Origin of the sequence: Pseudomonas sp. Irchel s3b6 (assembly GCF_900187415.1) — a bacterium.
Classification (GTDB): Bacteria; Pseudomonadota; Gammaproteobacteria; order Pseudomonadales; family Pseudomonadaceae; genus Aquipseudomonas.
Genome location: NZ_FYDM01000004.1, coordinates 141,598 through 154,582 on the forward strand (window position 1 = coordinate 141,598; position 12,985 = coordinate 154,582).

Below are 12,985 nucleotides of genomic sequence, written 5' to 3' on the forward strand. Positions count from 1 at the left end.
TCAGCACACCGAATCCTCTGATCGAGATACACAAGTGATCGAAAATCTACGCAACATCGCCATCATTGCTCACGTTGACCATGGTAAAACCACCCTGGTAGACAAACTCTTGCGTCAATCCGGCACCCTGGAGCGCAACGAGCTCAACGACGAGCGCGTGATGGACTCCAACGACCAGGAGAAAGAGCGCGGTATTACCATTCTGGCGAAAAACACCGCCATCAACTGGAACGGCTACCACATCAACATCGTGGACACCCCGGGCCACGCCGACTTCGGCGGCGAAGTTGAACGCGTAATGTCGATGGTTGACTCCGTTCTGCTGCTGGTTGACGCTCAAGACGGCCCTATGCCGCAAACCCGTTTCGTGACCAAGAAGGCTTTCGAAGCCGGCCTGCGTCCAATCGTGTGCATCAACAAGGTTGACCGTCCAGGCGCGCGTCCGGACTGGGTTCTGGATCAGATCTTCGATCTGTTCGACAACCTGGGTGCCACCGAAGAACAACTGGACTTCCAAGTCGTCTACGCTTCGGCCCTGAACGGTATTGCCGGTCTGGACCACAACGAGATGGCTGAAGACATGACCCCGCTGTACCAGGCGATTGTTGACCACGTTCCGGCTCCAAAAGTTGACCGTGACGGCCCGTTCCAGATGCAAATCTCGGCACTGGACTACAACAGCTTCCTGGGTGTTATCGGCGTTGGCCGTATCGCTCGTGGTCGCGTCAAGCCGAACACTCCAGTTGTCGCCATCGGCGCCGACGGCAAGAAGCGTAACGGCCGTATCCTGAAGCTGATGGGTCACCACGGTCTGCACCGTATCGACGTTGAAGAAGCAGCTGCAGGCGACATCGTGTGCATCAGCGGTATGGACTCGCTGTTCATCTCCGACACCCTGTGCCACCCGGACATGGTCGAAGCGATGAAGCCGCTGACCGTCGACGAGCCAACCGTTTCCATGACCTTCCAGGTAAACGACTCGCCTTTCTGCGGTAAAGAAGGCAAGTTCGTGACTTCCCGTAACATCAAGGAACGTCTGGACAAAGAGCTGCTGTACAACGTTGCACTGCGCGTTGAAGAAGGCGACTCGGCTGACAAGTTCAAGGTTTCCGGCCGTGGCGAACTGCACCTTTCGGTACTGATCGAAACCATGCGTCGCGAAGGCTTCGAAATGGCTGTAGGCCGTCCGGAAGTGATCATCCGTCTGGTTGATGGCGTGAAGCACGAACCGTTCGAAAACGTCACCATCGACCTGCCGGAAGAATCCCAGGGCAAGGTGATGGAAGAGATGGGCCTGCGTAAGGGCGACCTGACCAACATGGTGCCGGATGGCAAGGGCCGTGTACGTCTGGAATACAACATCCCTGCTCGTGGTCTGATCGGTTTCCGTAACCAGTTCCTGACCCTGACCAACGGTGCTGGCATCCTGACCTCGATCTTCGACCGTTACGACGTGATGAAGTCCGGCGACATGTCCGGCCGTCAGAACGGCGTTCTGGTTTCGGTTGAAACCGGCAAGGCGCTGACCTACTCCCTGGAAACCCTCCAGGCACGTGGCAAGCTGTTCGTTGAACACGGTCAGGAAATCTACAACGGTCAGATCGTTGGTCTGAACAGCCGTGACAACGACCTGGGCGTGAACCCTACCAAGGGCAAGAAGCTCGACAACATGCGTGCTTCGGGTAAAGACGAAACCATCGCTCTGGTTCCACCTGTTCGCTTCACCCTGGAACAGGCTCTGGAATTCATCCAGGACGACGAGCTGTGTGAAGTGACGCCTAAGTCCATCCGTCTTCGCAAGAAGATCCTGGACGAAAGCGAGCGTACCCGCGCTGCCAAGAAAGCCAAGGCATAAGATTTAGCCTGGCTTAACAAAAACGCCCCCGGTCGAAAGGCCGGGGGCGTTTTTGTTTGTCTGGGGTTTGCTTGATGGATCGTTCCCACGCTCTGCGTGGGAATGCCTCAACGGACGCTCCGCGTTCGGCTCTTGGGACGCAGAGCGTCCCCGGCTGCGTTCCCACGCGGAGCGTGGGAACGATCAGATCAGAATTTTTCGATCGTGCGGCGGCTGCTCTCGCGCACCACTTCTTTAGGCTTGTATGCGCAATACCCCGGCCGCGGGCCGATTTTCGGGTGGTTGCGGCAAGTATCCGGGCGCTTGTCATAAATAGTGCAGAAACGGCTCTTACGATCCAGGTACAGGCAATCGTTGTTGCTCATGCGCTGGAGCGTGAAGATTTCCGACTTCTGGTTGTAACGCTCGACGATCCCTTCCTTTTGCAGGCGCTTGGCGATGTTCTTCGGCGGATCGCCGCGTTCGAATTCATCAACGATGCCGATGCGGATCAGATCCTTGATCTTGACCTCGACCGGCAGCGTGCAGCAGCTGGACACGCAGCCGCCGCACATATGGCTGGAGTATTTCTGCCAGGTCTCGAGACGGTCGAGTTCCGCGGCGGCGATCAGTTGAGGCTTCATCAGGTTTCCAAGGGGTAGCGTTGTATCCGGGCGCGGGATCATACGGGATTGGTGGTTTTTTGAACAACTTTTTCAAGGTTCCGGCACGACCCCTGCATCCTTTTGCCCCTGAACCGCTCAATTCAGGTCATTGCGTAAAACACCCGAACCAGCGCCTGCGCCGTTTGTCAGACCGTCTAGGCTCAGTCAATTTCATGCTCGCCCGAGGTCCTATCGATGACTCAAGAACCACTTGTTCGCGAAGCTGAGGTGGCCGCATTCCGCGAAGCCGTCCTGACCAAACTCACTTATGCAGTGGGCAAGGACCCGGATCACGCCTTCGACCATGACTGGTTCGAAGCTATCGCCCTGGCGGCGCGTGATCACATGGTCGAGCACTGGATGGATCACACGCGCCAGATCTACCGCAAGGGCCAGAAGCGGGTGTACTACCTCTCGCTGGAGTTCCTTATCGGCCGCCTGCTCTACGACAGCCTGAGCAATCTCGGTTTGCTCGACGTTGCCCGCGAAGCCCTGACCGAGCTGGGCGTGGACCTGGAGCGCATTCGGCTGCTGGAGCCGGACGCGGCACTGGGCAATGGAGGTCTCGGTCGCCTGGCGGCGTGTTTCATGGAAAGCATGTCGACCCTCGGTATCGCCGGCCACGGCTACGGTATTCGCTACGAGCACGGATTGTTTCGCCAGGCGATTGTCGACGGCTGGCAGCAGGAGCAGACCGAGCATTGGCTGGATTTCGGCAACCCCTGGGAGTTCGAGCGGCCAGAGGTGATCTACCCGATCGGTTTTGGTGGCGGCGTCGCCACCGTTGTCGATGCCAACGGCAAGAGCAAGCAGATCTGGTCGCCTGCGGAGACCGTGCGGGCGGTGGCGTATGACACGCCGGTGGTCGGCTGGCGCGGGGCGAGCGTCAACACCTTGCGGCTGTGGCGGGCGCGGGCCATGGAAGAGTTGCACCTGGAGCGCTTCAATGCCGGCGACCATCTAGGGGCCGTGGCTGAAGTGGCTCGCGCCGAAAGCATCTCCCGGGTGCTTTACCCGGCCGACAGCACCGAAGCGGGGCAGGAACTGCGCCTGCGCCAGGAATACTTCTTCGTCGCCGCGTCCCTGCAGGACCTGCTGCGCCGCCATCGCAACATGCACACCTCGGTGCTGACCCTGGCGGATCATGCGGCGATCCAGCTCAACGACACCCACCCCTCGATTGCCGTGGCCGAACTGATGCGCCAACTGGTCGATGTGTATGACGTGGCGTGGGAGGCGGCCTGGCAGATTACCGTCGACACCTTGTCCTACACCAACCACACGTTGCTCCCCGAGGCCCTGGAGACTTGGCCGGTGGGGTTGATGGAGCGGATGCTGCCCCGGCACATGCAGATCATTTACCTGATCAACGCCCAGCACATCGACTCGCTGCGGGCCAAGGGCATCCACGATTTCGACGTGCTGCGCGCGGTGTCGTTGATCGAAGAAGACAACGGCCGGCGGGTGCGCATGGGCAATCTCGCCTTTCTGGGCTCCCACAGTGTCAACGGCGTGTCGGGTCTGCACACCCAGCTGATGCGCGAAACCGTGTTTTCCGAGTTGCACAAGCTGTACCCGGCACGCATCAACAACAAGACCAATGGCGTTACCTTTCGCCGCTGGCTCTATCAGGCCAACCCCGAACTGACCTCGATGATGGTCGATGCATTGGGCCCTGAGCTGTTGGATGATCCGGAGCAGCTCTTGGCTGGCCTGGAGGCGTTTGCCGAAAAAGCCGCGTTCCGCAAGCAGTTCGCCGAGCAGCGGCTGCACAACAAAAAGGCCCTGGCCTATCTGATCCATGAACGCCTGGGGGTCGCGGTCAACCCGGTGGCGATGTTCGACGTGCAGGTCAAACGGATTCATGAATACAAACGCCAGTTGCTCAACCTGTTGCATACCGTGGCGTTGTACCAGGCGATACGTGCCGAGCCGGAAGTGGACTGGGTGCCGCGGGTGAAGATCTTCGCTGGTAAGGCAGCGGCCAGTTATCACCAGGCCAAGATGATCATCAAGCTGACCAACGATATCGCCCGTACCGTGAACAACGACCCGACGGTGCGCGGCCTGCTGAAAGTGGTGTTCCTGCCCAACTATAACGTCAGCCTGGCGGAGAGCATCATTCCGGCGGCCGACCTGTCGGAGCAGATTTCTACCGCGGGCTTCGAGGCCTCCGGCACCAGCAACATGAAATTCGGCCTCAACGGTGCGTTGACCATCGGTACCCTGGACGGCGCCAACGTGGAAATGTGCGAGCGCATCGGTGCCGAGCACATGTTCATCTTCGGCCTGAGCGCCCAGCAGGTCGAGGCGCGTAAACAGAACCACGAGTTTCATGCCGCACCGGACATCGCCGCTTCCCACCGGCTTGGCGATGTCCTGCAAGCGATTCGGGGCGGGGTGTTCTCGCCGGATGATCCGATGCGGTACACCGGGCTGATCGATTCGTTGATCGAATACGACCGCTTCCTGGTCTGCGCCGACTTCGAGTCTTACTGGGCCGCGCAGATGCGGGTCGACGCCCATTGGCACGATTCGAAGGCGTGGTGGCGCTCGGCGGTACTCAGCAGCGCGCGTATGGGCTGGTTTTCCTCTGACCGGACCATTCGCGAGTACGCCACGGATATCTGGAAGGCGTTGGAGTAGAGGGTGTAACAATTTTGCGCCCGGCCCAACGGTTGTTGGGCCGGATCGATATACTAAGCAGCAGTTGCACCGGGCTGCGGGACTACCCGGATTCGCCCTGCCATGGGCCGCTTAGGGATATCGACCATGCAATGGATGTTCATGCTGATTGGGTGGGGGTTGGGCTGGATACTGGATGAGTCCTTCGGCGACGCGTTGATCGGTGCGCTGATCGGCCTGGGTATCGGCCAGACGCTTGTGCTGCGGCGCCTGAATGCGCAAGCGGGCGAGCAGCAGCGTCAACTGGAGCTGGCGAAGGTGGCCCTGGGCGCGGTCGAGCAGCGGCTTGCCTTGCTCGAAACCGGCGGCACGGGTGCAACCCCGGTCACTGAGCCGGCGCCTTCATCCGAAATCGTCGTTGAGCAAGCACCCATACCGGAACCTGTGCCTGCGCTGCAGGAGCTGGTCTGGGAGCTGCCGCCCGAAATGGCCACGGTACAGACCGCGATCACTCCTGAACCGGTCGATCCCTGGACTGCACGACCCGTTCAACCGCAGCCCCCCGCCGAACCCCGTGGACCGAATCTGATCGAGCGCGCCATCGCGGCTGCGCGCAATTGGCTGTTCGGCGGCAATACCGTGCTGCGGGTCGGCGTGGTGTTGTTGTTCTTCGGCCTGGCGTTCCTGCTGCGCTACGCCACCGAAGGCATGGTGGTGCCGATTGAACTGCGTTACGCCGGTGTTGCCGCCGCTGCGCTGGCCTTGCTTGGCCTGGGCTGGTGGCTGCGACGCCGCAACACCCAGTACGCGCTGATGCTGCAGGGTACCGGGATCGCGGTGCTGTACCTGACGGTGTTCGCCGCCATGCGCTTGCACCCGTTGCTCGACCCGACGGCGGCCTTGGGGCTGCTGGTGGTCGTGACGCTGTTCTCGGCGATTCTGGCCATCACTCAAGACTCCCTGGCCCTGGCCTGCGCGGCCGCGCTGGGTGGCTTTGCCGCGCCGATCCTGACCTCTACCGGTGCCGGCAATCATGTCGCGCTGTTCAGCTATTTCGCCCTGCTCAATGCCGGCATCCTGGCCATTGCCTGGTTCAAGGCCTGGAGGCTGCTGAACCTGATCGGCTTTGCCGGCACCTTCGGCATCGGTTTCGCCTGGGGCCTGCGTTCCTACACGCCGGAACTGCTGTGGAGCACCGAGCCGTTCCTGGTCTTGTTTTTCCTGATGTACCTGGCCATTGGCCTGTTGTTTGCCCGGCGTAAACTGCAGTCGCTGAGCGACGGACCCGAGGATGACAGCCGTGAGGCGCTGCTGCACTGGTCTGCGCGCAAGGGCGATTATGTCGACGGTACGATGCTGTTCGGCCCACCGCTGGTGGGCTTCGGCCTGCAGTTTGCGCTGGTTCAACACCTGGAGTTCGCCACTGCCTTCAGTGCCTTGGTGCTGGGCTTCGTCTACATGGGGTTGGCGCGTTTGCTCAGCGGTGGCCGCGCCTTGCTGCTGGCGGAAACCTGCCTGGCGCTGGGGGTGATTTTCGCCAGCCTGGCGATCCCATTGGCGCTGGAGGCGCGCTGGACCGCGGCGGCCTGGGCTGTGGAGGGGGCGGGGATCTACTGGCTCGGGTTGCGCCAACACCGGCCATTGGCCCGAGCCTTTGCCTTGTTGCTGCAACTGGGGGCGGCGCTGGCCTTCCTCAGTGAACTGGGTTTCGGCGACGGCAGCCTGCTCGACGGCCCACCGCTGGGTGCGTTGATGCTCGGCGCGGCGCTGCTGTTCAGCTTCTATCAGTTGCGCAGCGCTTCCCCTGAGCACACCCATGCCTGGGAAAGAAAGGGTTTGCCGGTATTGGCCTGCGCCGGCCTGACCTTTCTCTATCTGCTGGCGCCGCTGTTTTTCTTCACCCACGGCACAGCGATCAGTTGGGCGCTGGCCGGTCTGGTGACCTTGTTCGTCGGCCTGCGCCTGCAATCGCGCACGTTCCTGTTCACCGCGTTTGCCGTGCAACTGCTGGGTGGTGTGTTGTTTCTGCTGCGCCTGCACGGCGCCAGCGATGATTCGACGGCCGTGCTCGGTGCGGGCTGGAGTGGACTGATGACGGCTTCACTGATTGGCTTGGCCCTGATTGGCGGCATGTTGTTCGCCGCTCGCGATGACATGGTACGCAGCGATGTGCGTTTGCTGCGGGGCTTGTCGCTGGTGTTGCTGGCCGGGTTGGTGCTGATCAACCTGGCGGTGCTGTTCGTCTTGCCATGGCAAACGGCGAGTGCGGTGTGGGCCGCCAGCGGTCTGTTGATCATCTGGTTGAGCCTGTATTTGCAGCAGCGTGTGAGCTTTGTCTTCGGTTTGTTGTTACAGGTGACGGGCGGCGCGGTGTTTCTGATCGCCGCTCCCGGGTTGCTTGGCCCCCTGCTCAGTGAAGGTTTGCGGCCGTTGGGCCATAGCGGGTTCTGGACGCCCATGGTGTTGGGTCTGGCGGCCATGGTGGGCGCCTGGCGCTTGCAGTTTGGCCAGCACGCCAGCGCGTTCGATGCGTTGAGCCTAGGGCGTCTGTCCGAACTGTTGCTGGTGTGGGGCGCGGCCTGGTGGGCGTTGGCCGTGGTTACCGAGGTGCTGCGGTTCGCGCCGCCGCATCTGCAAGCCGCGCTGTTGCTGGGTTTCTCGGCATTGAGTGTCGCGCTGTGGGCGTGGCTGGCGTTGCGTTTGAAATGGCCGTCGCTGGGCATTCTTGGCTGTTTACTGATTCCCGTCGCGTCGCTGGTGCTGGTCGCGGCCTGGCATTCGCGTTATCACCCGGCTGCCGACTTTGGCTGGCTGGCCTGGCTGGCGGTGTTCGCGGTGCATTTCATCTCGCTGCGGCGTATGGCTGCGATGCTCCCGCCACGCGTGTCGAGCACGGCCCATGTGCTGGGCTGCTGGTTGTTGATCGCGGTATTGGCGTTGGAGCTGCGTTATGGCCTGCTGGTGCTGTCCGAGCAGTACAACGCCTGGCGCTGGCTGGGCTGGGCCATTCTGCCGAGCCTGTATCTGCTGCTGGTGGCCGCGCCTCGCACCTGGCCGTGGCCGGTGTCGGCCCATGCCCGCGAGTACCGTCTCTACGCTGCACTGCCGCTGGCGTTGCTGATGCTCGGCTGGTTCTGGTTGGCGAACATCGCCAGTGACGGCACAGCCGAGCCTTTGCCCTATGTGCCGTTGCTCAATCCACTGGAAATCGGCCTGTTGTTTGCCTTGTTCGGCGTGTATGCCTGGTCGCGTAGTGCGCTCGACCAGTTGTCGATTCGCTTGCCCTACGCCGCAGCGGCGACTGAGGGGGTGGCCGGGGTTTCGCTGTTCGTCTTCTTCACGGCCTTGGTGATGCGCAGTGCTCACCAGTGGGGCGGGGTGCCGTTCGAACTGGATGCCTTGCTGGAGTCGATGCTGGTGCAGGCGGGACTGTCGATCGTCTGGACGCTGATTGCCTTGAGTTTGATGATTGGCGGGCATCTGCGTCATCGTCGGGAAGTATGGTTGGTGGGAGCGGCGTTGATCGCACTGGTGGTTGCCAAACTGATCTTTGTTGAATTGAGCAACCGTGGCGGGCTCGCACGAATCGTGTCGTTTATCGGCGTGGGCGTCTTGTTGTTGGTTGTGGGTTATTTCGCCCCGCTGCCACCCAAGCGTGTCGATGCTGCACCCGGGCCGCAGGCATCGGGCAATGAATCTGAAGGAGCGTCGTCTTGAACATGAAGTTGAACCCGGGCTGGCTGGGTGTTGTTGGATTCTGTATGGCACTGTCAGTCCAGGCACAGGAAGTGCCGGCGGACTTCACCACGCTAGTGCCGTTGAGCCTGAGCGGCGAAGGCCCCTGGTATCGCCTGTCGCTGCCGCTGGACGTGCAGTTGAGCGCGCGCCAGACCGATCTCGGTGATGTGCGGGTCTTCAACGGCAACGGTGAGGCTCAGGCCTATTCACTGGCGCGGGAGCAGGCACCGGACGGCAACGAGGGTGTGCTGAATGAGGTGAAGTGGTTCCCGCTGTACGACAATGCGGATGCCCGCGACGGGGTGCCAGGCGTGCGGGTGCAATCCAGTGCCAATGGCACGCTGGTGGAGGTTCAGCCGTCCAGTCAGCTGGAGGCCGGCGAAGAAGTACTGCGTGGCTGGTTGCTGGACGCCAGTGCGATCAAGGCACCCTTGCAGCAGTTGATCCTCGACTGGACCAGTGAGCGCGATGGCTTCCAGCGCTTCAGCATCGAGGCCAGCGACGACCTGCAGCGGTGGCACGGGTGGGGAGAAGGGCAGGTCGCGCGCTTGTCATTTGCTGATGAGCGGGTCGAACAGCACGAAGTCGGTTTGCCAGGGCAGCGCGCGCGTTACTTGCGCCTGTTGTGGCAAGCCCCGGAGACGGCCCCGGCATTGACCTCGGTGCAGTTGAAAAGCGCCAGCTCCAGTGCGGTCTCGCAACCCCTGGTCTGGTCTGGGCCGTTGTCCGGTAGCCGTTTGAAGGACGGTGAATACGTATGGCAGTTGCCGATGGGGCTGAGGGTGGAGCGTGTCGAGGTCGAACTGGGCGAGGCCAACAGCCTGGCACCGGTGACCCTGGAAGGGCGTCGAGAAACCAGCCTGCCATGGCAGACCTTGAGCAGCGGTCTGCTCTATCGCCTGACACAGAACGGACAGGACGTGGTGCAAAATCAATTGCAGGTGCCCGGCCATGTCGTGCAACAGTTGAAGCTGACCGTGGATGAGCGTGGCGGCGGACTGGGGGCCGAGGCGCCAAAGGTGCGTTATGCCGTACGCTCGACGCAGTTGGTGTTCCTTGCACGAGGAGCCGGGCCGTACACCCTGGCGCTGGGCAATGCGACGGTGAAAGCGGCGAACTTGCCGCTGGCGACGCTGATTCCTGATTACCGGCCCGAGCGCCTGACGACCCTGGGGCAGGCCTCGGTGGATGGCGGGGTTGCAGTCACGCAGGCGACAGAGCTGGCGCCGTCGGCTGCCCCGGCGACGAACTGGAAAAAAATCGGCTTGTGGGCCGTGTTGCTGCTGAGCGTACTGTTCCTGGCGGCGATGGCATTCAGTTTGCTGCGCAAGCCGCCTGCCAAGTCCTGAATGAGGGTGCCTTGGCACCCCATCGCGAGCACATTCGCTCCCGCCGTTGATCGTGTTCGCCAAGGCGATGCCGATCTGTGCGGGAGCGAGGGTGCTGGCGAAGGCGGCCTGTTTACTGGCAAAAGCCGCCGATTTTCTGTTAATCCTCACGCCACGACCCTTTCGATTCGAACTACGCTCATCCCCGCGCATGAACTCTATTGAGCGAATCTCGTCTGATAGGAACAATTGCGCATCGACTCGCGTTAAACTGCGCGGGTTTTTAGCCCCCATTCCTCCGGAGCCGTCCATGTCCCGCGTTACCTTGAGTCGCTATTTGATTGAGCAGACCCGCAGCAACAACACCCCTGCCGATCTGCGCTTTTTGATTGAAGTGGTAGCGCGTGCTTGCAAGGAAATCAGCCACGCCGTCTCCAAAGGCGCCCTGGGTGGTGTTCTGGGCAGCATGGGCACTGAAAACGTGCAAGGCGAAGTGCAGAAGAAACTCGACGTGATCTCCAACGAGATCCTGCTCGAAGCCAACGAGTGGGGCGGTCACCTGGCCGGCATGGCGTCCGAAGAAATGGACAATGCCTACCAGATCCCGGGCAAATACCCGAAAGGCGCGTACCTGCTGGTATTCGACCCGCTGGACGGCTCGTCGAACATCGATATCAACGCACCGGTCGGTACGATCTTCTCGGTGCTGCGTTGCCCGAACGAACACCTGAGCCAGAACGAGGCCTTGAACGAAAAGGCCTTCCTGCAGCCAGGCACCCAGCAGGTAGCCGCCGGTTACGCGATCTATGGTCCACAGACCATGCTGGTACTGACCCTGGGCGACGGCGTCAAAGGCTTCACCCTGGACCGTGAAATGGGCAGCTTCGTGCTGACCCATGAAGACATTAAAATCCCGGAGTCCACTCAGGAATTCGCGATCAACATGTCCAACCAGCGTCACTGGGAAGCCCCGGTACAACGCTACGTCGGCGAATTGCTGGCTGGCGAAGAAGGCCCGCTGAAAAAGAACTACAACATGCGCTGGGTCGCCGCGATGGTAGCCGACGTACACCGCATCCTGACCCGTGGTGGCCTGTTCATGTACCCACGTGACAGCCGCGAGCCTTCCAAGCCGGGCAAACTGCGCTTGATGTACGAAGCCAACCCGATGTCGTTCCTGGTTGAACAGGCTGGCGGCGCGTCCACCGACGGTCACCAGCGCATCCTCGACATCCAGCCCGAAGGCCTGCACCAGCGCGTAGCGGTGTTCCTGGGCTCGAAGCAGGAAGTTGAACGCGTCACGGCTTACCACAAGGAGTAACCATGACCGCGCCCTGGCAGCCGTTGCTTGATTGGTGGTTCGGTTCAGCCGACAGCCCAAACGAAGTAGCGGCGCAGAAGGGCGGTCTGTGGTTCGGTAAGCGTGACAGTCAGGACCTCGAAGCGCGCACGCGTTTCGGGGACCTGGTGGAACAGGCACTGGCCGGCGGACTACCTGAGTGGACGCAACGTCCCGAAGGTTGGCTGGCCCTGGTGTTATTGCTCGACCAGTTACCGCGAATGATCTTTCGCGAAAACCCCAAATCCTATGCCGGTGATCTGCGTGCCCAAAAGCTCGTGGCGCAGGGCATTGCCGCGGATTTCGATCGGCAGTTGCGGCCGATCCAGCGGGTGTTCATCTACCTGGTGTTCGAGCATTGCGAGCACCTGGCGGTGCAGAACGAAGCGGTTTCGCGCTTTGCGCAGTTGCTGGCCGAACAACCCGAGGCGGAACGCGCGGTGTTTGCCGATAACCTCGATTACGCCGAACGGCATCAGACAATCATCGCCCGGTTTGGACGCTTTCCCCATCGCAATGCGGTGTTGGGCAGGGAATCGACGGCCGAGGAGTTAGTGTTTCTCTCGAAGCCAGGTTCAAGTTTCTAGATTTTCATTGCGACTGGTGCTGCCTTCGCGGGCAAGCCCGCGAAGGGGTTCTTGAAGGCGCTAGATCCTGAAACTGCCCACCAACTGCTTCAACCGCGCCGCCTGCTGCTCAAGGTCGGCACAGGCTCGCAAGGTCGATTGCAGGTTTTCCACCCCTTCCTGGTTCAGTGTGTTGATCTCGGTAATGTCGACGTTGATCGACTCGACCACGGCGGTCTGCTCCTCGGTGGCGGTGGCGACCGACTGGTTCATGCCGTCGATTTCGCCGATGCGCTGGGTCACGCTGCCCAGGCGTTCGCCGGCCTGGTTGGCGATGCCGACGCTGCTTTCGCTCTGGCGCTGACTGTCGGTCATGATCGCGACGGCCTCACGGGCACCGACTTGCAGTTCTTCGATCATCTTCTGCACTTGCTGCGCCGAATCCTGGGTGCGGTGGGCGAGGTTGCGCACTTCGTCGGCGACCACGGCGAAGCCGCGTCCGGCTTCACCGGCGCGAGCGGCTTCGATCGCGGCGTTGAGGGCCAGCAGGTTGGTTTGCTGCGAGATGCTGGTGATCACCTCGAGAATCTGCCCAATGTTCACGGTGTTGCTGTTCAGGGTTTCGATGCTGCCGCACGAGTCGCTGATTTTGGCTGACAGCTGCTGCATCGCCGTGATGGTTTTATCCACCACCTGCTGACCGTCCTCGGCCAGGCTACGGGCGTCGCTGGAGTGTTGCGACGCGAGGGCGGCGTTCTGGGCGATTTCCTGGGCGGCGGCCCCGAGCTGGTTGATTGCCGCCGCGACGCTGCTGGTGCGCGAGGCTTGCTGGTCGGAATTGAACATCGATGAGTTGGAGGCGCTGACGACCCGCATGGCCACTTCGTTGA

Annotated in this window: 8 protein-coding genes; 6 read left to right on the forward strand and 2 right to left on the reverse strand. The window is 61.4% G+C overall.

Features of this window, described 5'->3' with window-relative positions; genetic code table 11:
- Nucleotides 1-34: 34 nt before the first annotated feature.
- A complete protein-coding gene (gene typA / locus CKW07_RS09105; RefSeq protein ID WP_095144590.1) occupies nt 35-1,855 on the forward strand; it encodes a translational GTPase TypA in 1,821 nt (606 codons plus the stop codon).
- A gap of 188 nt (nt 1,856-2,043) precedes the next feature.
- Here typA and CKW07_RS09110 read toward each other — a convergent pair whose 3' ends face one another.
- Nucleotides 2,044-2,478, reverse strand: a complete 435-nt coding sequence (locus CKW07_RS09110) for a YkgJ family cysteine cluster protein (RefSeq protein WP_095144591.1) — start codon at nt 2,476-2,478, stop codon at nt 2,044-2,046.
- 216 nt (nt 2,479-2,694) lie between these two features.
- Between CKW07_RS09110 and CKW07_RS09115 the strand changes: the two genes are divergently transcribed.
- The 5 genes from CKW07_RS09115 to CKW07_RS09135 all read left to right on the forward strand — a co-directional run bounded on the left by CKW07_RS09115 (nt 2,695) and on the right by CKW07_RS09135 (nt 12,116).
- The gene (locus CKW07_RS09115; protein ID WP_095144592.1) at nt 2,695-5,145 is read left to right on the forward strand and encodes a glycogen/starch/alpha-glucan phosphorylase; all 2,451 of its coding nucleotides are present in this window, start codon (nt 2,695-2,697) and stop codon (nt 5,143-5,145) included.
- 126 nt (nt 5,146-5,271) lie between these two features.
- Complete coding sequence (locus CKW07_RS09120; protein ID WP_095144593.1) at nt 5,272-8,841, forward strand: DUF2339 domain-containing protein; 3,570 nt, start codon at nt 5,272-5,274, stop codon at nt 8,839-8,841.
- Nucleotides 8,838-10,211 carry a DUF3999 domain-containing protein gene (locus CKW07_RS09125; RefSeq protein ID WP_095144594.1) on the forward strand — a complete coding sequence of 458 codons (1,374 nt, stop codon included), beginning with the start codon at nt 8,838-8,840 and terminating at the stop codon, nt 10,209-10,211. Before CKW07_RS09120 ends, CKW07_RS09125 begins: the two co-directional genes overlap by 4 nt.
- A 289-nt stretch (nt 10,212-10,500) precedes the next feature.
- Complete coding sequence (locus CKW07_RS09130) at nt 10,501-11,511, forward strand: class 1 fructose-bisphosphatase (RefSeq protein WP_095144595.1); 1,011 nt, start codon at nt 10,501-10,503, stop codon at nt 11,509-11,511.
- Between the two features lie 2 nt (nt 11,512-11,513).
- On the forward strand, nt 11,514-12,116 hold the full coding sequence (locus CKW07_RS09135; RefSeq protein ID WP_095144596.1) for a DUF924 family protein: 603 nt from the start codon (nt 11,514-11,516) through the stop codon (nt 12,114-12,116).
- A 60-nt stretch (nt 12,117-12,176) separates the two neighbouring features.
- On the opposite strand, the gene CKW07_RS25915 is transcribed toward CKW07_RS09135, so the two are convergent.
- Nucleotides 12,177-12,971, reverse strand: a complete 795-nt coding sequence (locus CKW07_RS25915) for a methyl-accepting chemotaxis protein (RefSeq protein ID WP_371850646.1) — start codon at nt 12,969-12,971, stop codon at nt 12,177-12,179.
- Nucleotides 12,972-12,985 lie beyond the last annotated feature (14 nt).

Excerpts from the sequence above, each read along its gene's own strand:
- CKW07_RS09110 (WP_095144591.1), bottom strand. The coding sequence starts at position 2,478 with ATGAAGCCTCAACTGATCGCCGCCGCGGAACTCGACCGTCTCGAGACC.
- CKW07_RS09115 (WP_095144592.1), top strand. The coding sequence starts at position 2,695 with ATGACTCAAGAACCACTTGTTCGCGAAGCTGAGGTGGCCGCATTCCGC.
- CKW07_RS09120 (WP_095144593.1), top strand. The coding sequence starts at position 5,272 with ATGCAATGGATGTTCATGCTGATTGGGTGGGGGTTGGGCTGGATACTG.
- CKW07_RS09130 (WP_095144595.1), top strand. The coding sequence starts at position 10,501 with ATGTCCCGCGTTACCTTGAGTCGCTATTTGATTGAGCAGACCCGCAGC.
- CKW07_RS09135 (WP_095144596.1), top strand. The coding sequence starts at position 11,514 with ATGACCGCGCCCTGGCAGCCGTTGCTTGATTGGTGGTTCGGTTCAGCC.
- CKW07_RS25915 (WP_371850646.1), bottom strand. The coding sequence starts at position 12,971 with ATGCGGGTCGTCAGCGCCTCCAACTCATCGATGTTCAATTCCGACCAG.